The organism is Vibrio vulnificus CMCP6 (assembly GCF_000039765.1).
Classification (GTDB): domain Bacteria; phylum Pseudomonadota; class Gammaproteobacteria; order Enterobacterales; family Vibrionaceae; genus Vibrio; species Vibrio vulnificus_B.
This window is the reverse complement of sequence record NC_004459.3, coordinates 2,845,497-2,868,771: the sequence shown is the minus strand read 5'-3', so window position 1 is coordinate 2,868,771 and position 23,275 is coordinate 2,845,497. Positions and strand designations below refer to the sequence as shown.

General features: G+C 47.6%; 20 protein-coding genes. 10 read left to right on the top strand and 10 right to left on the bottom strand.

Annotated elements, in window-relative coordinates; all coding sequences use genetic code 11:
* Nucleotides 1-21: 21 nt before the first annotated feature.
* The gene (locus tag VV1_RS13370) at nucleotides 22-846 is read right to left on the bottom strand and encodes a DUF2797 domain-containing protein (RefSeq protein WP_043921040.1); all 825 of its coding nucleotides are present in this window, start codon (nucleotides 844-846) and stop codon (nucleotides 22-24) included.
* 329 nt (nucleotides 847-1,175) lie between these two features.
* Here VV1_RS13370 and VV1_RS13365 point away from each other — a divergent pair, with 329 nt between their 5' ends.
* Complete coding sequence (locus tag VV1_RS13365; RefSeq protein ID WP_011080637.1) at nucleotides 1,176-2,504, top strand: GGDEF domain-containing protein; 1,329 nt, start codon at nucleotides 1,176-1,178, stop codon at nucleotides 2,502-2,504.
* A 298-nt stretch (nucleotides 2,505-2,802) separates the two neighbouring features.
* Here VV1_RS13365 and VV1_RS13360 read toward each other — a convergent pair whose 3' ends face one another.
* From VV1_RS13360 to VV1_RS13350, 3 genes are all read right to left on the bottom strand, one after another.
* Nucleotides 2,803-4,173 (bottom strand): SLC13 family permease, encoded by a 1,371-nt coding sequence (locus VV1_RS13360; RefSeq protein WP_011080636.1) that lies wholly within the window; start codon nucleotides 4,171-4,173, stop codon nucleotides 2,803-2,805.
* Between the two features lie 205 nt (nucleotides 4,174-4,378).
* A complete protein-coding gene (locus VV1_RS13355) occupies nucleotides 4,379-5,116 on the bottom strand; it encodes a SanA/YdcF family protein (protein ID WP_011080635.1) in 738 nt (245 codons plus the stop codon).
* 133 nt (nucleotides 5,117-5,249) lie between these two features.
* Nucleotides 5,250-6,938: an NAD-dependent malic enzyme gene (locus tag VV1_RS13350; RefSeq protein WP_011080634.1), complete on the bottom strand. Its 1,689-nt coding sequence runs from the start codon at nucleotides 6,936-6,938 to the stop codon at nucleotides 5,250-5,252.
* Nucleotides 6,939-7,187: 249 nt separating this feature from the next.
* On the opposite strand from VV1_RS13350, the gene VV1_RS13345 reads away from it, so the two are divergent.
* The 3 genes from VV1_RS13345 (at nucleotide 7,188) to VV1_RS13335 (ending at nucleotide 11,145) form a co-directional block, all read left to right on the top strand.
* Complete coding sequence (locus VV1_RS13345) at nucleotides 7,188-9,533, top strand: helicase-related protein (protein ID WP_011080633.1); 2,346 nt, start codon at nucleotides 7,188-7,190, stop codon at nucleotides 9,531-9,533.
* 201 nt (nucleotides 9,534-9,734) lie between these two features.
* Nucleotides 9,735-10,502 carry a phospholipase A gene (locus VV1_RS13340; RefSeq protein WP_011080632.1) on the top strand — a complete coding sequence of 256 codons (768 nt, stop codon included), beginning with the start codon at nucleotides 9,735-9,737 and terminating at the stop codon, nucleotides 10,500-10,502.
* A 238-nt stretch (nucleotides 10,503-10,740) separates the two neighbouring features.
* Nucleotides 10,741-11,145 carry a hypothetical protein gene (locus VV1_RS13335; protein WP_011080631.1) on the top strand — a complete coding sequence of 135 codons (405 nt, stop codon included), beginning with the start codon at nucleotides 10,741-10,743 and terminating at the stop codon, nucleotides 11,143-11,145.
* Between the two features lie 73 nt (nucleotides 11,146-11,218).
* Here VV1_RS13335 and VV1_RS13330 read toward each other — a convergent pair whose 3' ends face one another.
* The 6 genes from VV1_RS13330 to VV1_RS13305 form a co-directional block, all read right to left on the bottom strand.
* A complete protein-coding gene (locus VV1_RS13330; RefSeq protein WP_011080630.1) occupies nucleotides 11,219-12,322 on the bottom strand; it encodes a phosphoribosylaminoimidazolesuccinocarboxamide synthase in 1,104 nt (367 codons plus the stop codon).
* Between the two features lie 202 nt (nucleotides 12,323-12,524).
* The gene (locus VV1_RS13325; RefSeq protein WP_011080629.1) at nucleotides 12,525-12,917 is read right to left on the bottom strand and encodes a SulA-like leucine-rich domain-containing protein; all 393 of its coding nucleotides are present in this window, start codon (nucleotides 12,915-12,917) and stop codon (nucleotides 12,525-12,527) included.
* Between the two features lie 312 nt (nucleotides 12,918-13,229).
* Nucleotides 13,230-13,907, bottom strand: a complete 678-nt coding sequence (locus VV1_RS13320) for an LrgB family protein (protein ID WP_011080628.1) — start codon at nucleotides 13,905-13,907, stop codon at nucleotides 13,230-13,232.
* Nucleotides 13,908-13,909: 2 nt separating this feature from the next.
* Complete coding sequence (locus VV1_RS13315; protein WP_011080627.1) at nucleotides 13,910-14,281, bottom strand: CidA/LrgA family protein; 372 nt, start codon at nucleotides 14,279-14,281, stop codon at nucleotides 13,910-13,912.
* A gap of 46 nt (nucleotides 14,282-14,327) precedes the next feature.
* On the bottom strand, nucleotides 14,328-15,749 hold the full coding sequence (gene sbcB / locus VV1_RS13310) for an exodeoxyribonuclease I (protein ID WP_011080626.1): 1,422 nt from the start codon (nucleotides 15,747-15,749) through the stop codon (nucleotides 14,328-14,330).
* 73 nt (nucleotides 15,750-15,822) lie between these two features.
* Entirely contained in the window at nucleotides 15,823-16,521 is a 699-nt protein-coding gene (locus VV1_RS13305; RefSeq protein ID WP_011080625.1) for an oxidoreductase, read from the bottom strand.
* Nucleotides 16,522-17,057: 536 nt separating this feature from the next.
* On the opposite strand from VV1_RS13305, the gene cobT reads away from it, so the two are divergent.
* The 6 genes from cobT (at nucleotide 17,058) to VV1_RS13275 (ending at nucleotide 23,161) form a co-directional block, all read left to right on the top strand.
* The gene (gene cobT, locus VV1_RS13300; RefSeq protein ID WP_011080624.1) at nucleotides 17,058-18,086 is read left to right on the top strand and encodes a nicotinate-nucleotide--dimethylbenzimidazole phosphoribosyltransferase; all 1,029 of its coding nucleotides are present in this window, start codon (nucleotides 17,058-17,060) and stop codon (nucleotides 18,084-18,086) included.
* 1 nt (nucleotide 18,087) lies between these two features.
* Nucleotides 18,088-18,855, top strand: coding sequence for an adenosylcobinamide-GDP ribazoletransferase (locus VV1_RS13295; protein WP_011080623.1), 768 nt, complete (start codon nucleotides 18,088-18,090; stop codon nucleotides 18,853-18,855).
* Nucleotides 18,856-18,857: 2 nt separating this feature from the next.
* Nucleotides 18,858-19,418, top strand: coding sequence for a bifunctional adenosylcobinamide kinase/adenosylcobinamide-phosphate guanylyltransferase (cobU, locus tag VV1_RS13290; protein WP_011080622.1), 561 nt, complete (start codon nucleotides 18,858-18,860; stop codon nucleotides 19,416-19,418).
* Nucleotides 19,419-19,427: 9 nt separating this feature from the next.
* Nucleotides 19,428-20,066, top strand: coding sequence for an alpha-ribazole phosphatase (cobC, locus tag VV1_RS13285; RefSeq protein WP_011080621.1), 639 nt, complete (start codon nucleotides 19,428-19,430; stop codon nucleotides 20,064-20,066).
* Between the two features lie 24 nt (nucleotides 20,067-20,090).
* Nucleotides 20,091-21,890, top strand: coding sequence for a M3 family oligoendopeptidase (locus VV1_RS13280; RefSeq protein ID WP_011080620.1), 1,800 nt, complete (start codon nucleotides 20,091-20,093; stop codon nucleotides 21,888-21,890).
* A gap of 242 nt (nucleotides 21,891-22,132) precedes the next feature.
* Nucleotides 22,133-23,161, top strand: coding sequence for a succinylglutamate desuccinylase (locus tag VV1_RS13275; protein ID WP_011080619.1), 1,029 nt, complete (start codon nucleotides 22,133-22,135; stop codon nucleotides 23,159-23,161).
* Nucleotides 23,162-23,275 lie beyond the last annotated feature (114 nt).

The window sequence follows — 23,275 nt, the reverse complement described above, 5'->3', positions numbered from 1 at the left end:
AATGCTGGCTCTTTTGTATCATTAGGCTTCAAATTCCACTTCATAAGAGGTGAATTTGCGAACATTAATCACGCCCGTATCCAAAATCAGATACTGCCCCTTAATGCCTTGAAGTACACCACTCACCAGCGGATTTTTATCAAAGTTGTGCGACTTGATTTTGCTTGGATGTTGCTCCACTGGGTATTGGATGCTGGTGGTTACGTCCTGAAGAATCTCGATACTGTCATCGCCGTACTTGGCGCGAATTTCACAGATTTTCTCTTCAATCAATGGCAGCAGTTGTTGCGCTCGCTCTTCAAGCGGAAGGGGCGTGCCATCCCCTTTGAGTAACGCTTGCCAATTGGTTTTATCCGCAATGTGCTTCGCCAGCTCGACTTCAATCAGGCCGGAGATTTGGCGAGTCTTCACTTTCAGAATCGGTAAGCCTTGCGTCGCACCTTGATCGATCCAGCGGGTTGGGATCTGTGTATGGCGTGTAATGCCAACCTTAAGGCTAGAGGTATTCGAAAGATAAACATAGTGATCAACCATGCAGTGTGTGTCTGCCCATTCGGGTTCACGACAGGTACCTTGATCGTAATGGCAGGTTTCTGGCTTCATGATGCACATATCACAACTTGCCAATTTACTCATGCAAACATAGCAGTGACCTTGCGCATAGCTCTTCTTGGTTTTTTTACCGCATGAACAACAAAAGATGTTGCCTGTGTGGGTAAGGGTGATGCTCTGGCCGATAAACGGCGTCAACTCGATTTCAGTGTCTCCAACAGGCAATCGGTATTGCACCACACCCTCTAAAGTTGCACGCATTTTATCCAGCGTGCCTTTCGCATTTGTAGTCATGACATTACTCATTATTTGTTTTTGCGGAAGTATATACCCAAACGGTAACAAAATGCAGGTTGCGAGTCGGTTCGCGTTATCGCGATTACCATCCCCCATTGAGGTGATAGTGGTTATCCAGTGGTTTAGTTATTGTTATAAAACTTATTTAACAGCGTGAACCAGGTCGCATTTGCTTACATAACTGAACGCTAATTTACGTTGGAATTAACATCACACTTATTCCGCATGGTATAGTGTGTCGCTATTGAGAAAGGTAAAAAAATAACAATAAAAAGATTGACATTAAATATTAAATAGTAAGTTGAGTTGTTTTTTGGAGGCTGATGATGAAATGGATACATAAACTTATTTTTGCTCTCGCAATATGTACCATCAGTTTAGTCGCGCTTTATAGTGTGTTAGGTGACACGAGAAAACTTGTCATCACACCAGAACGTTTTGCTTATTTTGCCACCGATGATCGGGCAGCAGGCGGTATTACGACGACGGAAATGGCGATTGATGGCCAAACGATAGATTTAAGCTGTAACATGCAAACGGCTAACTACCCGTGGCCTTACTGTGGCATTTCGATTTTTACTGACACACTTGAAGCGACTAAAGGTATCGACCTTTCCAACTACCACACCATCCGGCTCAAACTCAGCTACGACAAAACGGGCGAATCCAATGGTCGATTACGCTTCTATTTGCGCAATTTTAATCCGGCTTATTCCACCGCAGATAATGAGTACACTTACAAATACAACGGCATGGAGTTCACACCGAGTGCCAGCATGGAAACCATTGAGATCCCGTTGGCGAACTTGCAAGTCATGACCTGGTGGCTAGCCGACAATAAGATTCCAATTGAACATTCTGCACCAGAATATTCCAACGTGACACGAATTGAGTTGGCGACAGGCTCAGGAGCGGCAAATGGAGAGCATCATATCCGTATTGAACGCATTGAGTTTGAAGGTGCGTATTTAGCTCAGGAAACCCTGTTGTTTGCTTTGTTGCTTTCTTGGGTATTATTGGGACTGGCGTTTTCTTTGAATGAACTACGTAAAAGTAAGCACACCCTAGCTGAGTCTCGTTTTCGCCAAGAGCATTTAAAGAAGATGAATGCGGATCTTCGCGCGCAGAATTACGAGTTTGCTGAACTTGCTCACCGCGATGCGTTGACGGGAGCGATGAACCGTCATGCGGTTCGAACTTGGTTGGAGAAAAAAGCGCGTACGGTACGTTGGGGGCAAGAACAGCTTTCAGTTCTCTATCTGGATCTGGATAAGTTCAAGCGTGTCAATGACCGTTATGGCCATCAAATGGGAGACGACATCTTACGTGAATTCGTGCTGGTGGTCGCCAGTTCTTTAGAAGAAGGTGAACGCTTAGTTCGATGGGGCGGTGAGGAGTTTATCGTCTTTCTTCCAGAAACCACGCTGCAACAAGCAGTAGAAAAAGCAGAAATGATTCGTAAAAATGTTTCGAATCATCTTTGGGTGCATGGTGGCATGCTTACTTGCAGTATCGGCGTGGCGCAGATGCAGGAAGAACGGGTAACGGAGTTTCTTGCTCGTGCTGATGACGCACTCTATCAAGCCAAACATCGCGGCCGTAACCGAGTCGAAGTGAATTACGGTATGCAGAAGATAACCAGCGAATGCGGTTAGAGCTCGGCAATTGCCTTGAACAGACGAAGCCATCCAGATTCGGGTGGCTTTTTTGTCGCTTGTTTTTGTATTGCTTATTTTTACGTAGCAAACGTATCACTGAGATTAGGGATCTGAGAGGCGTATAGATAGCGCTTACCGTGCTCGGCAACGAGTGAGACACCNTTTAGAGAGNTAACATTCGAGNTATAAAAAAAGGTGGCNGAAAGGCCACCAAAGCGTGGAAACTACAGATCCACCCGGGGGAAGTGAGGGTGCAGAGTATTCTCTAACCTGCAGTTGTAGTGCTCATTGATGTTTACCAGAACATCGTTGCGAATAGAGTCAGAGCGGCGATACATACGATGTTTAGTACCATACCAATACGCATCATCTCTTTTTGCTTGATATGCCCTGTTGCAAAAACAATGGCGTTCGGCGGTGTCGCCACTGGCAACATAAAGGCACAAGACGCAGAGATGGCGATCAAAGCAGAAAGTACAACAGGTGATAGCCCTAGTGCTTCTGCAATCGTGGCAAATACAGGTACCAGAAGCGCAGCGCTGGCGGTGTTACTTGCAAACTCTGTCAGGAAAACCACAAAGGTGACAACAGCAAGAATGGTCAACAAGATGCCAGCTTGCTCAAGGAATGCACCTAAGCCTTCTGCAAGGAATACACTGGTGCCTGTCGCTTTTAACACGTTGCTCAAACAAAGGCCGCCACCAAACAGAATGAGTACGCCCCAATCGGTTGTTTTTTCGATGTCTTTCCATTCCACCGCACGCGAAACACCCAGCGCGACAATAGCGCCGATAGCCACAAGGGTATCAAAGCTCTTGAAGCCACCTAACATCGCATTGACTGGCTTAGAGAAAATCCACAGTGACACCGTTACAAGGAAAATCGCAAGGGTGATTTTCTTGCCGTTGGTCCATTCCACTGGCGTGTGGTCCAGTTCAAAAGAGTGCTTAAGGTTTGGCTTGGTCATTGAATAAAGCACAATCAATGCAATTGGCAGTAACAAGATGGTGATAGGGAGACCAAGTTTCATCCAGCCAGTGAAATCAAGGCCAACTTCCGCTGCGGCAATGGCGTTTGGTGGGCTACCTACTAGTGTGGCGATACCACCAATCGAGGCGCAGTAAGCAATACCAAGTAAAACGAATAGGTAAGTACTGTGACTTTTCTCTCTATCGAGTTTGCTCATTACCCCTAATACAAGCGGTAACATCATGGCGGTAGTCGCGGTGTTCGAAATCCACATTGAAAGTCCGGCGCTAACCCCAAAAAGCATAAACACCGCAGTCGACATCTTGCCTTTCGCTAGGATCAGCACTTTATCTGCGATGGCTTGATCCAATTTCTGTTTATGTAGCGCTGCGGCAAGCGCAAAACCACCCAAAAACAAGAAAATGATTGAGTTGGAGAAGTTATTCAGCGCAGCTTGCGTATCAAAAACGCCCATGAAGACGGCGAGCATCGGGACGAGCAGCGCGGTGATGCTAACGTGAATGGCTTCTGTAAGCCAAAGTACCGCGACAAAAGCAAGGATACTGAGTCCAACGACCACCTTAGGATCAAAAGGTAAGGTGGTCATCAAAGTAATGAACAGTAAGATATTAGCGATAAATATCATGCTGTTTCTGGTGAGTAACCAGTTCTTTAACGTAACAGCGAGTGCGGTCATAGCATGTGCTCCTTTTGCTTCGCCTCTGTAGGGTTATTGTTTTGTTTTTCTTGAGTGGCTATGCCACTTAAAAAGATGTGAGGCGTAAATACTGACTTGCGTTACGTGAATGTTATGAGTTTTGTGGGTATTGTGTTGGTGATAATTAACGTTGTAATAACAAACTGTGAGGTTTAAAAAGTAAAAGGTGTAGATTTCTACCCATTTATTGAGAAAGGGAATCGGACCCTTCTGCTGGTGATTGAGAAAGAGGCGTTTCTAATGGTTCGAGCGCAATGGGCTCTTGTGGACCAAGGAAGCGAGGTTGTGTGTTAATGACGTAAAGATCGATAAACGCTTTGACGCGAGCCAGTACTTCTCGACTGCGCATCGACCAAATTTGCTTGCTGTTACTTGGGCCGGAAACGGCCAAACAGCGTGCATTGATCTGATAAGCATTGGCAATAAACAGGGCTCGTTCACAGTGAAAACGTTGCGTGACGATGAGGAAATGATCGGAGGCAAAAATTTTCTTTGCGCGAACAATGGAGTCTAAGGTACGAAAACCTGCGTAGTCGAGGTGGATGTTCGTTTCGGGTACGCCTGCTTTGAGGAGATCTCGTTTCATGGTCCACGGCTCATTGTATGAGCGATGCGCGTTGTCGCCACTCAGCAGCAAGTGTTGCACTTTGTTTTGTCGGTAAAGCTCAATGGCGGCATCAATGCGATGTGTGTAGTAAGTATTGAGTGTGCGACCGATGTATTTACTGGTTCCTAGCACTACGGCGACATCAAAACCTTCCACTTGATCATAGCTGGTGATGATTTTGTCGGAGGCCTGCAAGCTTACCCAGCGGTCTACGATAATGACAAATAATATCGCGCAGAGTATTGCAACGAGTGATCCCCCAATCAGCCGTTTTAAACTTATCCAACTTTTCAAACCGGCTAGGCGATGAAACACGACATATCACTCCATATCTTTCTAAGTCCACATCTTAACGGAAAGTCACAGAAGAGTTGAAGTCAATTTCTGGTGAAATCTCGAATTTTTGCTGTCAAAAAAGCCCTCGCGAAGAGGGCTGTTTTGACTAGGATTAAAACGCTGTGCGTTTGTAACGGCGGTATACCGGTTGCCAAAAATGTTGTTCAATAGCGACTTGCAGCGCATCGTCAGCAATTTCCAACGCCACACCTTGTTCGATGGCTTTTTTCGCCACTGCGTAGGCAATGCGTTTTGATACTGTGTGGATCTCTTCAAGTGGTGGCAGGAGCGCGCCTTTACCATTGATTGCCAACGGAGAACACGTCGCCAATGCGCGGCTGGATTCCATCAACATTTCGTCTGTGACGCGTTTGGCGTTAACTGCCAAGACACCCAAACCGATACCCGGGAAGATGTAACTGTTATTGCACTGTACGATTGGGTAGGTTTTGCCTTCATGAATCACAGGATCGAACGGGCTGCCAGTGGCTACCAATGCGTCACCGTTTGTCCAGCGAATGATATCCGCAGGTACCGCTTCTACTCGGCTAGTTGGGTTAGACAGTGGGAAGACGATTGGACGAGGGCAGTGCTTGTGCATCTCTTGAATGACTTCTTGAGTAAACAAGCCAGGAGCACCAGAAACCCCGATCAATACAGTTGGTTTTGCGTTCTTCACCACATCAAGTAGCGAGAAGCCATTGGCTTCGGTTTCCCATTTCGCCGTCACGCTGTGTTTTTGTACCAGACGTTGTTGGAAATCGAGCAGGTTCGGCATGCCTTCTTGCAATAAACCCCAACGGTCAACCATGAAAACTTGAGAGCGCGCTTTCTTATCCGAAATACCTTCCGAGACCATTTGTGCAATGATCGCTTCGGCAATACCACAGCCGGCAGAACCTGCGCCGAGGAAAGTAATGCGTTGCTCAGAGAGCTTGCTGCCAGCTGCTTGACACGCTGCCATCAAGGAGCCAACCGTTACTGCCGCGGTGCCTTGGATATCATCATTGAAGCAACAAATGCGGTTTTTGTAACGCTCAAGTAGCGGCATCGCGTTTTTCTGTGCGAAGTCTTCAAACTGAATAAGTGCATCTGGCCAACGACGTTGAACCGCTTGAATGAACTCTTCAACAAACGCGTCGTAATCTGCACCGGTAATACGCGGGTGACGCCAGCCCATGTACATCGGGTCAGCAAGGCGTTGTGGGTTGTTGGTACCGACATCCAACACGATAGGCAAGGTGTAAGCTGGGCTGATCCCGCCACAAGCGGTGTAAAGAGAAAGCTTACCGATAGGAATGCCCATGCCGCCGATACCTTGGTCACCCAGACCAAGAATACGCTCACCATCAGTCACCACAATCACTTTTACGTTATGGTTAGAGGCATTGTTCAGAATATCGTCAATACGATCACGGTTTGCGTAAGAAACGAATAACCCACGGCCACGGCGGTAAATATTGGAGAAGTTTTCACATGCCGCGCCCACGGTCGGGGTGTAAATGATCGGCATCATCTCAGTGATGTGATTTTGCACCAAGCGATAGAACAAGGTTTCGTTAGTATCTTGGATATTGCGCAGGTAGATGTGCTTATCCATGTCACTCTCGAACGCTTTGTACTGCATGTATGCGCGTTCAACCTGCTCTTGAATCGTTTCCGTGGTTTCAGGAAGCAGACCTTCAAGGTTAAAAGAGATGCGTTCTTCTGCTGAAAAAGCGCTGCCTTTGTTTAGTAATGGGGTACTCAGTAGCGCCGGACCCGCGAACGGGATGTAGAGTGGGCGTTTATCGTTATTCATTGGGTGCCTTAGTAGGGTTTTTGAGGAAACGCTAAAAATGATAACGGCTTCACTAATTGGTTGTAAATAGCGCTTGATATACATCAAATCAAACGCACAAAAAAAGTTGCTTTATGCGCGAAATATCAGCATTCAAACATCCACGTCCGAGCGTTTTAATACTGAATCACAGAGAAATGACCAGAGTACGCCCCTGTGATGAAAGTTTAAGGGTATACTCCGAAACACATTTAAACGCAGTGAAATTTTATGTCCACACTCCCTATCGACATCATCAAAGCGCAATTTGATCATCACCTTGGCCACACGCATCTTGTGGTGGAAGCTGAAACTGGTTCAGGAAAATCCACTCGCTTGCCATTGTGGGCGGCAGAGCATGGTCGAGTGCTGGTGATTGAACCAAGGCGAATTGCTTGTACGTCATTGGCTGAGTTTTTGGCTGAGCAATCTGGTCAGCCATTGGGGAGTAAAGTCGGGTATGCGATCAAACTTCAGGCCGCTTATGACGCGCAGACCAATATCGTGTTTGTTACGCCGGGTGTAGCGTTACGTTGGTTAGCGGAAGATGGTCTGAGTGCGTTTGATATCATTATCATTGATGAATTTCATGAGCGTCGATGGGACATGGATCTTCTCACTGCGATGCTCAAAGCGCAAAATAACCATCGCTTGGTTTTAACCTCAGCGACGTTGGCGGGTGAAAAGCTGGCGAAATATCTCAATGCCGAACGTTTGCAATCTCAAGGTCGCTGCTACCCGGTCAGCATCGAATATCGAGCCAAAGAGAGTCACCTCTTGCCCAGCAAGAAACAGTGTGAGCATGACGTGTTGGCAGCAATCAAGGAAGTGTTACAAACCGAAGGGCAAGATATCTTAGTTTTCTTACCCGGCAGGAAAGAGATTTCAAACCTTGCCAGTCAGTTGCAAGCACAACCCTCTTTGGTTGTGGCAAAGCTGCATGCCTCAGTGTCAGAGGAAGAGAAACGCATTGCTTTAAGCGTGCAAGCCCAGCGCAAAGTTGTGTTAGCGACCAATGTGGCGGAAACCTCGCTGACGATACCGAACATCACCACCGTGATTGACAGTGGCTTAGAGCGACGCACCATACAACGAAATGGTCGAACAACCTTGATCCTTTCCCATATTTCCAAGGCCAGTGCGGCACAAAGAGCAGGGCGTGCTGGTCGTGTTATGGCTGGCCAATGTTTGCGTCTGTACGGTGAACACGCGCCACTTGAACTTGCCACGCCCCCCGAACTGCAGCGAGAAGAACTCAGCGAGCCGATGTTGGCAGCGGCGTGTTGTGGCTATCGCTTGGCCGAGCTTGAGTTTTTAGATGGTTTGCCAGAGAAATCTCTTGTGCAGGCACACAAGATACTCAATGGCATGCAGGCCATCACAGCCGAAGGCAAAGTGACCGAGCACGGACAAAAGCTCTATCCCTTACCTGTTGACACGCTTTACGCCGACCTTGTCACTCGCATGCCAACCAAGGCACTCAAAGAGGCGATGATTGATCTCGCCGCTGGTCTCTCTGTCCCTGCGGCGCTGTATCAAATCAAGGGTGGCGAAGAGGTTGAGACACTACTTGAACAAGAGCCGCAACAGTGCGACGCCACGTTAATGATTCAACTCATTCGTGGTCAGCGCTTTAGTGGTGTGATCGTGGATGAAGGGGCGTTAGAGGAAGCGCGAGGCTTGTCTCAACAAATGCGCGATCTGTTTGAACTGCCCGATCTTGAAGTGAGTTCGAGATACACGCGGGTTGAACTGGTTAAGGCGATCGCTCGTTTGCATCCAGAGTTGGTCTTTATCCGCCGAACCAAACGACGTGAGGCGTTGGGGAATGGAAAGATGGAAATGATGGTCGGTCGCCAAAGCCGTTTCTCTGACAAACACGAGCTTGCTCTTGTGTTAGATAGCCATAGCTTGCCGGGGAAAGGTGTGAAACAGACGCTCAACTTAGCCAGCGTGATCATGCCCGCTCCGTTGACCTTGATTAACGAACTCGAGTTAGGGGAGTGGCGACAAGGGGAAACGCGCCCATCAAACGATGCGGTCGAAGTGGAGATGCAACTGGTTTACGCTGGTCGAGTGGTGGAGAGCAGGCTTGAACAACCTCAAGGAGAGGATGCCATTGAAACCATCGTTGCTCTGGTAAAAAAAGGCCAGTTGCTGCCGGATCTCTATGCGTTTGTCACGACACAAATGACGCATTGGCACTTGTATTGTGCGTTAGGCTTGAATGAAGAGCAACGCCCCATCGGATTACTGGACTTTGACCAATGGTTACGCGAGCAGCTTGATGCCATGGGAGTGAACGAAGTGGATGAAATGGCACTGTTTGAAAGCCATGATTTCCCGTATCGAGGGATCCCAGATTGGCAATACAAGGATTTTGCTGAGCAATTTCCGTTATCGCTCTCTTTGCCTGATTTACAGCTGACGGTGGAATATTTTCCTGCTGGCAAGTTGGTGCAAGTGGTCTTCGCTGGCGGCAACCGCAAAGGCGATCCTAAGCGTTGGGAATTGCCTCGTTTTTCCGGCTGGCGAGTGCAATATCGTAAAGCGAGTCGAGTGATTGATGTTCGTTAAAACAAGGGTTTCATTGTGTTAATGGTGGGTGAGAGATATTTTGTTTTGAAATGATTGGCCTGGAATAATATTTGCTTTATTGAGCGATGAATGTTTTCATTTGCCGCTTTATGGCAACTTGCTCAAGCCCTTGTTTAGTGTTTGAAAGAGAAATAACGGTTCTCGAACAAATGGCTAAGCATCTATCACTGAAGGAACACAATGAAGTTTAAAGCGCTCGCATTGCTCTTAACCGCCCCTTTGTTTGCTCAGGCGAAAAGCCTCAATACCATTTCCAGTTATGAAGATAACTATGCGCTTGGCACTTATACCTCCGATATCAATGATGAAGCCTATGAAGCCAGTGGTTCCGGCATGGATAATTTGCAGCACTTCGAAGTGAAGTTTCAGCTCTCGGTTTCGGTTCCCCTCTATCGATTCAATAAAGCCACTGCCGTCGTGGGTTCCTATACGCAAAAATCCCTTTGGCAGTTGGCCAATTCAGATATCTCTTCTCCCTTTAGAGAAACCAACTATAAGCCCCAGCTGTTTATTGCTCATCAAAGCAATATGCTGATCTTTAACCATTTGGAGGCGGGCTATAAGCACGAGTCTAATGGTCGTTCATCGGCGTTATCTCGTAGTTGGGATCGTCTCTACCTTGCTGCAGAGCGTTTGGATGGGCCGTTGGAGTACGGTGTGCACCTTTGGTCTGTGGTGGGGGATACATCAGAAAACCGAGATATTGAAGATTACTACGCACCGTATGAAATTTGGATGAAGCTTTACAGCGCGGCAGGCATATTTAATGCTCGAGGATTCTACAATTGGGATGACAGCCGTGGTGGCGTAGAAGTGGGCTATACCTTTTACTTTAATGATCTGATTGGCATCTACATTCAGGCGTACCATGGTTATGGTGAAACTCTGATCGATTATGACCACAATCAAACTCGGATCGGTGCCGGTTTCAAGCTGGTACGCTGGTAAGTAAAAACGATGCTCTCCCTCTCTTAAATGGGAGGGTATTTGTTTTAAACGCAAAATATTAATCAATCCGACGCATATCGTTAAAGGGTCTGAGTGACGATTGTTACAACTCTGGTTTTAATATTTCTTTTCCTCTCGAAACTAGGGCATAAAAGACCATTGTTTTATATCCTATTGCTATATCAAAACACTTGACTGATATTGAGTATGTTGTGTTGCCAATCTGTCGGGGGACAAAATGGAAAAACAGGGAAAGAGACACGTCGAATTCGACTACACCAGTTTTCTAGGGGCTTCATGCAGTAAAAAATGGACGTTTTTAGAAGCCTTAACCACCTTTGCTCCAGTTTTTGGTGTGATGTGGAAGAACAGTATTGCAGAGCTTTCAGAACCAGAAGATCGATTGTGGGACGCCGCCTTAAAGAGCATGTCTTCACGCCGTAGCGATGAATCCAACTTGGTGACGCTACTCAAACTGGCAAAACTGGAGGGGATAGACGAGCTGACGGTAGTGATGCCGTATGCGCTAGAGCCCACCCAGATCGACTTCATTCAAAATCGCAGCGAAAGCAAAATTGACTGCCGAGAACAAGATGTGTTCGTGATCCGCTTGAAAGATCTCAGTGAGTCTCAGTTTGATTAAGTAATGTCAAGTGACGAGAAAAAACGCCTGCAGCGATGCAGGCGTTTTTTTGTTTTGAATCGTTGGCGATGACTTAGTCAATCAAACCGTATTCGCGACCAAGGATATCGATGATTTCTTGCTTTGGATTATCGCTTAAGACGATCGCGCTGCCGGTAATTTTCTCTGCGATGTTGATGTAAGTACGAGACACTGCCATCAGCGCTTCTTCAGGTAGTTCGTTGTCGCGAGCGAGCGCTTCACGCTCAGGCATACGATCTTTATTAAGTAAAATATCTGGGTCAGGGAAGTAGTTAAGCAAGAATTGTCTAAAGCCTTCTTTTGAATTCTCAACAATTTTGCCTGCTTGATACTCTTGGGCATCCCAAATTCGTGATGAGTCTGGTGTACCCACTTCATCCATGTAAATCAGTTTTTCATTTCCAGCCGCATCCGTGACGTAACCAAATTCAAATTTGGTATCGACAAAGATTTGCCCCACGTTTGCTAATGCTTCACTGATCACACCAAAGCCGTCTTTCAGCAGTTTTTCGTAAAGCGCGATATCGTCGGCACTAGAGAAATTAAACGCGGCAAAGTTGTCAGCGATATTTTGGCGGGTGATATTAACGTCGTCTGCTTCCGGAACTCCTGGAATGCCTTTCAAAATGCCTTTTGTTGATGGCGTCATGAGCAGATCCGGCAATGCTTTGTCTTTTTCCAAGCCTTCTGGTAGCTGAATACCACAGAATTCACGTTCACCTTTTTCGTAAGCACGCCACATTGAACCAGTAATGTACTTGCGGCAAATCGCTTCGATTTTCACCGGTTTGGCTTTCTGTACGATCCAGACAAAAGGATGTGGAATATCCAGAATGTGGCTGTCAGCAAGGCCATTTTCTTTGAACAAGCCAAACCAATGGTTTGAAATGGCATTGAGCGCAGCGCCTTTACCCGGTACGCCATTCAACCCGTGCTCTCCATGCCAAATGCAATCAAAAGCGGAAATACGATCGCTGATCACCATGATCGCCAATGGGGCGTCAGGGGCAACATTGTATCCTTTCTCTTTAATCAGTCGGGCACTGTCTTCTTCGGTCAACCAGTAAACAGAACGAACTTTTCCACTGTGTACAGGTTTATCGGTGCGGATGGGTAGGTCATCGTTGACGGCAAGTACTTGGTCAGCAAGGCTCATTTTGACATTCCTATCATAATTTCAAACGTCATGCGGGAAATGAATCGGACAACAAAATCTAACGGATTCATCGATTACCGGGGCATGATACCAGAACTATTTGAAGTCGCCAGAGAAAAAGCAAACGTTTGCCTTGTTTTTACGAAACAAAAAATGCCTCCCATTTGGGAGGCGAGATGCAGGATGGATAACGTTGAACTTGTTAGTGATACTTGTGTGCTCTGCCTTCAACGAAAAACACTTCACAGCCATACTCGCGAGCGAGATCGCTAAGCAAAGATTGGTTAATCAAATCGATTTGATCGGATGCGACAACCGCAGCGGCATTGCCAGAGCGAATTGCTTTCATCACGATCTCCATTTCAGTCATCGTCTGAGAAGTTTTCATCTGGATGACGTTCTGGCAGCGGATATTGGAAGCAGTAAGTTGTGCAAAGTCAGGTCTTGGGCACTCGGCTGTAAACAAAATCCACTGGTTTTGAGCGGAAAGATTAGCCAGCTTTTGCAACAACTGATCAGAAACATTCATAGGTACGGTTGGCTGAGCTAACACGTTAAAACGAGAATAGGGTCGAGTTTGAGTTTGAATCTGCATCTTACTGTTCCTTTATACATGCTGTATGTGTATACAGTAGTTTTTTTAAGGCGATTGATCAACTCTTTTTGTTGGATTTTTCACCTAAACTGATTGTCTGATGAAAAAGATATGTTGTTATCTATTTGATTTTTATTGGTTTATATTTCGTTTGGTACGTAGTGATAAGTATGAGGATTTGTGACGAATATCACTGGTAGCTGAGTCGATTGGTAAGATGAACAGTAAAACTACTGTATAGCACTGTATAAAAGCGTGAATAAAAAAACGCCCTCAGCATAAGCAAGAGGGCGTCTTAGTCAGAAGTCGGTGTTAACCGTATAGCCAAACCGCGAGGGCGAAAAAGCTTGGTGCGAGAATAGAAGTGATGATGCCACACAGTACTAACGCTAAAGAAGAAAAGGCGGCGTCGCCCGGTGCTTTCTCCACGCAGGTCGCGGTACCGAGTGCATGCGAAACTGTCCCCATGGTGAGTCCACGTGCGATAGGGTGCTTAATGCCAAGCAAGTTATAGATTGGGTAGGCAAGGATTGCCCCAAACAGCCCAACGAGCAGCACCAGAATAGCAGCAACGGCGGCTTCGCCTCCTAAGTGGCTTGAGATTTCCATTGCAATCGGCGTTGTGACTGACTTACCAAGCAGGCTAGCGATCAAGCTAATGTCTGCCTTGAAGGCGACGGCAATGAGCATGGCGGTGAGCATCGACATGACACTGCCTAAAGTGCATGCTAAGGCAATGATTCGCCAATTGGCTTTAATTTGAGGCAACTGCTCATATAAAGGGTAAGCAAGGGCGACCACCGCAGGTTGCAACATGTAGCTGATCCATTGATTGTCCGCGTAATAGGTTTCAAACGGGATCTTTAACACCGTCAACATCGGAATCAAAATAGCGATACTGATCAGTAGCGGGTTAGCCAAAGGATTGTTGATTTTGATGGCAAGCCAACGGGCAAATAAGAAGACGGCAATAGTAACAAGTAACCACATGATTACGCCTCCTTACCAAGAATGCGCTGCAGCAGCCAACCAAGGCTGACTAATACGATGAGTGAACCACCAATCGCGCTGGCAATAATAGGTAAAGCGTTGGCGATGAGCATGTCAAAATGCTCCATCAGCCCGACACTGATGGGCACAAAAAGCAAAATCATGTAGCGAATCAATAAGCTTGCGCCCGGTTTGACCCATTCGACTTTGACCAAGCCAATCGCCATCGATACGAACAGCACCAACATCCCTATTACACTTCCTGGCACTGAGGTTCCTGTCCAGTGCTGAATGCCTGATCCAATCGTCAGGGCTAGGAAAATAAGGCCAAATGATAGAACAAGGCCAAACAAATCTTTGGGGGAGAATTTCATAGTTAGGGAGTCATTTTTATAATGGGAGCCCTTTGGCTCCCAGCAATTATGAGATCAAGCTCTCAGTATAGCGGTACACGGATTTTAATATCGCCATTTTCTTTTCGTCACTTTCATGTTCGTGAACTAAGTTTTCCAAATTAAGCATGTACTCTTCAATTCGACTTTCGAAGTATTCGCGGCAATGATTCGCCCAACGGCGCTGTTCGTTCTCATCCAACGTCCATGGGTAATTGCGCGCACGGTAGCGAAACAGCAGTGGCTCGATGCGTTTATCGTTAAACGTGATGTCCAAAGCGGCAAGGTGCGTTGGATCGGTTTGGCGGATAATGTCCATCGAGGCTTTGTCGGCAGGCGAGAAGAAACCGTCGTACAGCATGGTATCGACATCATGACTTTTCTCGAACTCGCGTTCAATTGAGAACAGCTGCACCAACTTTTCTCGCACTTCTGGATGCTGGCGAATAAGGGCTAAGTTTGCCAAACATTGTTCTCGGTCGATGCCGATATTGGCGGCGTTCTCCGCTGTGAGGGTTTTGGCTGGCGCTAAAATCGGGCACTTATTCAAGTGCACCAATTTAACTGGCACAGGCAATAAATCGCCGAGCTCATCATGACGAGTGTAAAGACGCTCATGCAGCGCATCGGCATCCAAATCAAAGAGGGGTTGAGGATCTTTGGCTAAGTCGACCACAATCACCGCATTGTTGTTGGTCGGGTGCCAAGCTAACGGCACAATCCAACTGGTGTATTGACATTCTCGGCCTAACATGCCAGAGACATGCATCAAAGGGGTCATGTTAACAATATCGATCAGCTCATTGAGCTTACGCTTATGGCGCATGCTAAAGAAGTAATCAAACAATTTGGGTTGCGCGGCTTTGACTTTTTTCGCCATTTCGATGGTGGCGATCACATCGGCCATCGCATCATGGGCGTTACTGTGTTCAATGCCATTGGCCACAGAAAGGTGCTCCAGTTTAAAGCTGGTAAAGCCTTCTTCATTTTCCGGCCATTCTACGCCTTCCGGTCTTAATGCGTGACAAGCTCGCATCACATCAAGCAGATCCCAGCGTGAATTGCCGTTTTGCCAGCTCCATGAATAGGGATCGAGGAAATTGCGATAGCAGGTATAACGCGTGACTTCGTCATCAAAGCGAATGCTGTTGTAGCCAAGGCTAGTGGTGTTCGGACGCGACAACTCTGCGTGGATTTTTGCGATAAATTCTGGCTCGGGTAAGCCTTCTTTCTGCGCTTTTTGTGGCGTAATTCCGGTAATGAGTGCGGCTTCGGGGGCCGGTAAATAATCGGCAGGTGGGCGACAATAAATCACCAATGGTTCGCCGATGATATTGAAGTTTTCATCGGTACGAACGCTAGCAAATTGCGATGGGCGATCTTTTGCTGGACTGGTTCCCCAAGTCTCATAGTCAAAAAAGAAGAAAGTGGGCTGATTGTCTTGCTGCATTCGGCTTACCTAGCGTTCAAACGAAGCGTGTATTAGACCATTGTGAGCCCTTGCTGGCAATGAGTTCCCGTGTTTAGCGGTATTGTTCGAGCAATTTAACCATCTCGTTTTTATGCAGAATTTCCACTTTCTGTGGATGAGGTGCAAAAACGCGATAGAGCATGGCTAGCGCGACCTCTTTGGCATCGATAGGGGTGTAATTGCGGAGCTTGCCGCGCATTAAGGGTACAAACGGGCGCATCAGGCGTTGCAACCATTTTTCATCACTGCGCGAGGCGTGGCGTTGGCCCTTGAGTGGGCCGGGGCGAACGATGACGAGCTGTTCAAAGCCCATATTCATGAGAGCACGCTCCATCTGTCCTTTACATTTGAGGTAATGGAAGCGCGATTGTGCGTCTGCGCCGAGGCTTGATACCACTGCGACTCGTGTGACACCAAGCAATTTCATGGTTTGAGCGACTTGGCACACCAGTTCAACATCAATCTGACGCAATTGCTCTTGGCTTCCGGCTTGCTTTTTGGTTGTTCCTAAACAGATGAAGCCTACCGTGGGCCTCGCTCTTTCATCTGGCCAATCGGAGATGAGCAAATCGGGCTCGATCAGATTAACAAGTTTGATCGCTTGGGGAATGTTGACGGTAATTTGGCGGCGAGTTAAGGCGTAAAGTGTACTGATTGCTTCATGCGGTAAGATCTGTTCAATCAATTGTGACCCCACCAGGCCTGTCCCGCCAGCGACTATGACTGCTGTGTTTTCACCACGAATCGTCATCGTGTTGCTCCTAAAACCATCAAGAGGGTTATCTTGTTGAACTCTCTTGAGTTTAGCAATGGAAAGCGTTCGAGGGTTTGATGGCGGTAACAAAAGAAAAGGCCCGAAAGGGCCCTGTGTGGGAGTTAGGTCATCGACAATGGAACTTGTCGATTGTTCTGAGGGCGCTTCGCATTGCCACCCGATTTCGGTCTACGACTTTGATTGGCAAACATAACAGGTACCTCAGTGTGTTGGAGACAGGATAATCCCTGCATATCCTATGCCATCATCTGAACGCCGTTTCGGGGACGTTGAGTGCTGAAACCGCGCACTTTGTGCAAAAAATGTGGTTTTGATTCGCAATTTGAGAAAATCGAAGCGCAGAGATGGCCACGGTTAAGTCGCGATCAGTCAAATGGGTGCTCAGCAGAAAATGGCTGTCTGCCGCCATTTCCCTCGATGAAGCGTATCTTGACTCTTTCTCCACGATCCCTTCGCCTGTACACTAGAGAACTTCTTGTTTTTACGCCATTTCGACACCAACAGGGACAGTTATGTTAGAGCAACAATTTGCCGCTGAGATCCAGCACATCATCGACAACAAAACCAAACCGCTAGGCGCACTGGGGCAACTCGAGCAAGTCGCCTTACAATTGGCACTCATCCAAAGCCAAGGTAAAGAGCAAGCGGCAACGCATATTGAGCTCAAGCAGCCGCAGATGCTGCTTTTTGCCGGTGACCACGGTGTCGCGGATGAAGGGGTGAGCATCGCACCGAGTGCGGTGACACAACAAATGGTATTGAATTTTCTCGCAGGTGGCGCGGCGATAAACTGCTTTTGCGCGCTTCATAGCATCGACCTGACGGTGGTTGATTGTGGCATTTTGTTGCCTGTCGACAGTGACGCCCCGAATCTCATCTTACGTCGTTTGGGCTCACGCACCGCCAACTTTGCGTTTGAGTCGGCCATGACGATTGAGCAAGTCGAACAAGCTTTGCGCAATGGTCAACAAATAGCGGCAGAGAAAATCGCTCAAGGCGCAGATTTATTGATGTTTGGCGAGATGGGCATTGCCAACACCAGCTCTGCCGCGGCGCTGCTCAGTGCGTTATCTGGCCACGAAGTGGATCACTGTGTCGGCAGAGGTACGGGCATTAATGAAGAGCAACTGTCGCACAAAATTAAAGTCGTGGCGCAAGGCGTGGGGCGCTGTGAAGGTCTATCGGTTAATGCGATCCTCGCTGAAGTCGGCGGGTTTGAGATCGTGACCATGGCTGGCGCGTTTATCGCTGCGGCTGAGCATAAAACCCCAGTGCTAGTGGACGGTTTTATTGTTTCGGTCGCGGCCTATATCGCGACGTTGCTGAAACCGGAGGTGAGAGACTACTTGTTGTTCGCTCATCGCTCCGAAGAACAAGGGCACCAAATTGTGTTGTCACTCCTTGAAGCGAAGCCTTTGTTGGATTTGGGGCTGCGTCTTGGTGAAGGAACGGGAGCTGCACTGGCGTACCCACTATTAAAAGCGGCGGCGCAGTTTTACAACAATATGGCAAGCTTCGAAAGCGCAGGAGTAACGGTTTGATATGAAAACCTGGCAGTATCAGTACCAATTGTTTTGTTTGGCGGTGAGCTTTTTTAGCCGTTTGCCTGTGCCGAAATCAACACCGTATAGTGATGAAAGAATGAATCAGGCTGGGCGTTACTTTGCTTTAGTCGGTACGTTGCTTGGCTTACTGTGCGTACTGGTTTATGCGTTTGCATCGCTGTTTTTCCCTTATCAGGTGGCGATTGTCCTGATGATGGCGTTTAGCTTACTGCTGACAGGCGCCTTCCATGAAGATGGACTCACTGACATGGCGGATGGCATTGGTGGAGGGATGACGCTCGACAAACGCCTCACCATTATGAAGGACAGTCGTATCGGAACCTATGGCAGCGCCACATTAACCATGGCGCTGATAGGTAAGTTCGTTTTTCTCACCACGTTGGCACGTCAACCTGACTTTGGCTTGATGATTGTTGTCGCCTACACCTTGAGCCGAGCCGTTGCCGCCACACTGATTTACGACATGCCTTATGTCTCTGACAGCGATACCAGTAAAAGCAAGCCATTGGCGAATGCACAATCCTCCACGGAGCTGGCGATACTGATCCTCACGGGGGTATTAGCGGCAATCAGCTTAGGGCTAGGTGTTGGTTTGCTATTGATTTTATTTGCGATCCTCTTCCGCTGGGCATTCAAACGTTGGCTGCTGGCGCGTTTGGGCGGGTTTACCGGAGATTGCTTGGGCGGGGCTCAACAATTGATGGAACTCGGCATTTATTTGGTTCTGATTGCGGTGGTGCAGTGACGATGAGTTATTCAACCAACAAAGCGCTGGTGTTGGGTGGGGCTCGCTCGGGTAAATCTCGTTTTGCTGAACAGCTTGCGCGGCAATGGTCTCAACAACATGATGCAAAATGCCACTACGTCGCCACTGCGGTGCCTTTTGATCAAGAAATGGCAGAGCGAATTCACCATCACCAACAGCAACGTGGACAAGGTTGGTGTGAACATGAAGCGCCGCTGTACTTAGCAGAGCGGCTCTCGCAGTTTGGTGCTGATGATGTGGTGCTGGTGGATTGTTTAACGGTGTGGCTCAATAACTGGCTGTTTGAGTTTGGTGAGCAAGCGAGCAACGAAAAACTGGAGCAAAAGGTTGCCCAGTTGGCATCCGTTGTGAAAGAAAGCCCAGCGCAGATCATTTTGGTCTCCAATGAAGTGGGGTTAGGCGTGGTGCCTTTAGGGCAAATCAGCCGCCTATTTGTGGATAATGCCGGTCGTATGAATCAATCACTTGCCAAGATTTGTGACAACGTCACTCTTGTCGCGGCGGGGTTACCCCTCATACTGAAATCGAGTGGTCATCAATAGGGAAATACGATGGAAGTGATCTTACTGCGTCATGGCAAAACAGCAGCGGAAGCGGGTTTATTTGGCCGAACCGATGCCAAGGTACCGGCGGATCGTCAGCAAGCGATTGCCGAAGCGTTGTTCGCTCAGCATGACGATGTTGAACTCATCGTGAGCTCGCCTCTCTCTCGATGCCATGACTTGGCTGAGTTGCTGGGTCAACAACACCATTGGCCAATTCAATTGCAAGCAGACCTGCAAGAGATGGACTTTGGTTTGTTAGACGGAGTGCCTTTTGATACTCAAGACTATCTGTGGCCTCTCCTCAACGCCTTTTGGCAAGACCCTGCCAATGCCTCTTTGCCAGAGGGCGAGACGTTGGCTGAATTTCAGCAAAGGGTAGTGCAGTGCTGGTCGCAAATCATCAGCGCAGAACATCGCAAAGTGTTAATCATCACTCATGGTGGTGTAATTCGACTTATCTTAGCTCACCTTTTGGGTGTAGACTGGCAAAGCCCTCACTGGTATCAAAACTTGGCCATTGAGAACGCAAGTCTGACACACATAACGATTTTTACCGATAGTGACCAAACGCAGTTTCCGACAGTCAAAATGATCGGGATGCCTCTCTCTATCAGGGAAGAACAGACGAATCATCCAGTCGATTAGTCACAGATTCATAAGGAACACAGAATGACCGCGCCAAGCTGGGATCTTTCTATTGCCTATGCAGATTTAAACGATGTTCGTATCGAACAAGATATCGAACTGATCGAACAGTGCATCAAACTGCTCAATACACAAGCGTCACAGCGTGAAGTGGTGAGCGTGATGCAAAATGCCATCGTCACCCGAGAAGCCGCAGGGCGTTTACTTTCGACGGTTTACACCTTTGCCAACTGTTATACCTCGGTGGATGTGACTCATCCTCAGGCCAAAGCTTTGGTTGGACGCATGGCCAAGCTAAGTTCTGAAATGGAACAGGCATTTAGCCCATACCAACTGGCGCTAATGCACGCAGATGACGATTTCATCGCCGACGTTTTAGAGAGCAATAATCCCGATGTGGCTGGTCAAGTATTTTCCATTGCTCAGCTGCGTAAGCTGGCGGATCAAAGCTTGAGTGTGTCTGAGGAACAACTACTTTCTGCGATGCAGGTGGACGGGCGCGATGGTTGGGGCCGTCTCTACGACAACCTGACTGGCACCTTAAAAATCACCCTAGATGCTGAAGATGGCACACAAGAAACGCTTGGCTTTTCTCAAGCCGCCAGTTTGCTTTATGGGGCCGAGTTCTCTCGTCAAGAACCCGCGTGGCGTGGGATTCAAAACGCAATGGCAACACATCGTGAAACCTTTGCGGCAATTTTGAATGCGCTTTCTGGCTGGCGTTTAACCGAATACCAAAAGCGCTCGCACCAACGCAATATCCACTTCTTAGAGCCAAGCCTTTATGAGAGCCGTATTGAGGCTCAGACCTTAGAAACCATGATCTCTGTGGCAAAGGAAAGTCGCTCGGTTGGCCAGAAGGCGGGGAAGCTAATGGCGCGTGTGCATGGCTTAGAGGCAATGAAGCCTTGGAATCACTTGGCCGCAATGCCAGCGTTTGATGGCGAGGCCAAAGTGTATGGCTTTGATGAAGCGATTGAACTGATCCGCAATGCGTTTGCACAAGTCAACCCAGAGATGGCAAGCTTTGTTGACCTCATGGTGGAAAATGGCTGGATTGATGCTGCGCCTTCGGAAAATAAACGCCTCGGTGCGTACTGCACTAAACTAGCGGCCACCCGTACACCGCTGGTGTTTATGACTTGGTCGGGCAGCCGTTCGGATTTGCTGACTTTGGCCCATGAACTCGGGCACGCGTTCCACAACTGGGTGATGAAAGACATGCCCCTTTGTCAAACGCGTTACCCAATGACGCTGGCAGAAACGGCGTCTATTTTTGCGGAGAACATTGTTCAGGATTACCTGATTGCACAAGCCGTCACCGCTGAAGAGAAACTGGAAATGTTGTGGGAAGAGCTCTCTTCTGCTTACGCGCTCACCATCAATATTCCTGTACGTTACGAATTTGAAAAAGCGTTCTATGAGCGTCGTGCCAGCGGTGAATTGTCGGCGGATGATATTTGCCTGTTGATGAGTGAAACTTGGCAAGCGTGGTATGGCGATTCAATGTCAGAATCCGATCCCTATTTCTGGGCCAGCAAACTTCATTTCTCGATTTCAGAAATCAGTTTCTACAACTACCCCTATTTGTTTGGTTACCTTTTCTCGAAAGGCATCTACGCTCAGCGTGCGGCAAAGGGAGAGTCTTTCTATCGTGATTACGTCGCTTTGCTGCGAGATACAGGGGCGATGATGGCGGAAGAGGTGGTCGCGCAGCATCTGCAAATGGATCTGACGCAAGCGGATTTCTGGCAACAGAGCATCGAACGTATCCGTGAAAAAGTGGATGAATTTGAACAACTATTGGTGCAGATCGGAAAATAAAATTCCGTGATCTTGTTATAACGGAAATGGTTAGGGATGTGGTAGAGTTCACTCCCTAACATACTGTTATTGTTTAAGAAGTGTTCGGTGACGGTGATCTCAGTCAGCAAATCGTCCAGAATGAACGCAATTCTTGGCTTTTTGCGGTGAAAACTTCGATTTCTCTTGATAAGTGAGATCCTAGCAACATAAATGTTGTGTACATTTTATTAACATACCGCCGTGCAATTAAGGAGTAACGCATGACGAATTCTCTCTTTCGCCAATCGTTTTTGTCAGACACCCTAAATATGCAGCAATCTGTCGAGGCGAAAGCGACGACGTTAAGCAATGGGGTAAGATTGCAGCTGCATCAGCGTGGTGTGTTAGAAGTCATTCCGGCAAACAACAGCGCGGAAACAAAAAATATCATTTTATCGTCAGGGATCCACGGTGATGAAACCGCACCGATGGAACTGATTGACAAGATTGTTCACGATATCGAAACGGGCTTTCAAGATGTGCAAGCGCGTTGTTTATTTATCATCGCTCATCCAGAAGCGACCAATGCGCACACGCGTTTTATTGAAGAAAACCTCAACCGTCTGTTTGATGAAAAAGAGCATCAGCCAAGCAAAGAGTTGGTGATTGCCGATCAACTGAAGTTATTGGTGAAAGCGTTTTTCGATAATACGCCCGTAGAAAGCCGTTGGCACTTAGATTTGCATTGCGCGATACGAGCGTCGAAGCACTATTCGTTCGCGATCAGTCCGAAAACACGCCATCCGACACGTTCAAAAGCGTTGGTCGATTTTGTCAACCACAGCCATGTCGAAGCGTTGCTGCTCTCTAACTCACCATCCAGTACGTTTAGTTGGTTTAGTGCAGAATACTATTCTGCTCAAGCACTGACGATGGAGTTAGGCCGAGTCGCTCGCATTGGTGAGAATGAGTTAGAGCGCTTTACGGCGTTGGATTTGACCATGCGTGATTTAATCGCAGAAGTGACCCCAGAGCATTTGCCTAAGCCAGCCATTACTTATCGTGTTAGCCGCACCATTGTTCGTTTGCATCAAGACTTCGATTTCAGATTTGACGATCAAGTGGAAAACTTTACCTCGTTTATGCACGGTGAAGTGTTTGGCCACGATGGTGATAAGCCGTTGATGGCGAAGAATGACAATGAAGCGATTGTGTTCCCTAACCGTAACGTGGCGATTGGTCAACGCGCCGCACTAATGGTTTGTGAGGTCAAAGCCCGTTTTGAAGACGATCAACTGGTTTACGATTAAGCTCTTTTGCTCTCTGGCTGCTTAAGAGCAACAAGAGAGCGAGTTTAATGGTTTATTTCTGAAAGGCTTAACGTTAGAGTTAAGCCTTTTGTTTAGCGAGCGAATTGAATCATT